Genomic DNA, 963 nt, shown 5'->3' on the forward strand with positions numbered 1-963 from the left:
CAAGCAAAGTGGGGCTTGGAAATAAGCTTCCTACCTGGCATGACCGATAATGTAGGCAACACAGTGAAACAAATTGTTAGAGAGTATTTAATAAGCAAAGGCTATATCGACCAGCCTGTCATCCCAGCCCCTTCTTTTGTCATCCCAGTGCTTGACACTGGGATCCAGAAAGAGAAAACGCAGATTCCAGCGTCACGCGCTGGAATGACACCAATTGAGATCAAAGCAAGAAGTTCAAAATTGATTCTAAGTCAAGGAGATTTACCAACCGAAGATGATATAAAACAAGAGTTCAACCCCATCACTGAGTATTGCACACTTATCTGTAAAGAAAATAATAACTATAGCTGGAAATATTATGGTAAATATAAGTCATTAAATACCCACTCCGGTGTCATTCCAGCGCGTGACCAGGAAAAAAAAGAATGGATCCCAGTGTCAAGCACTGGGATGACAGAAAAAAAGGCTGGGATGACAAAAGAGAGCACTGGAGTGATATCAAGTAGTAATGGGGCTAAATCTGTTGATTTAAATGTAAGTGACCAAGAACTTGAGAAAATCAGCAGAGATGGAATCGATGGTAATGGCACTTTAGGGCTCTCGCTGGCAGCAATGAAAGCTATAAAGGATTACTTTAAAAAACTTGGTAGAAATCCATATGATATTGAACTTGAGTCTCTGGCACAGACTTGGTCTGAACATTGTAAACACAATATTTTTTGCTCCCCTATTGATGAAATAAAAGACGGTCTATATGCTCATTATATTAAGCGTGCAACGCGTGAGATAAATTCTGACATATGCGTGTCAGTTTTCTCCGACAACGCAGGAGGAATAATTTTTGATGACGATTACTTGATTGTAGATAAAGTTGAAACTCACAATAGCCCTTCAGCTCTTGATCCATTTGGTGGAGCAATGACCGGAGTGCTTGGAGTTAATCGCGATATAGTGGGTTTCGGG

Annotated in this window: 1 pseudogene; it reads left to right on the top strand. The window is 40.4% G+C overall.

From position 1 onward, the window contains the following. Window positions 1-963: pseudogene (locus tag WG67_RS08595) on the top strand (phosphoribosylformylglycinamidine synthase); the annotation flags it as partial.

Source organism: Wolbachia endosymbiont of Drosophila incompta (genome assembly GCF_001758565.1).
Lineage (GTDB): Bacteria > Pseudomonadota > Alphaproteobacteria > Rickettsiales > Anaplasmataceae > Wolbachia > Wolbachia pipientis.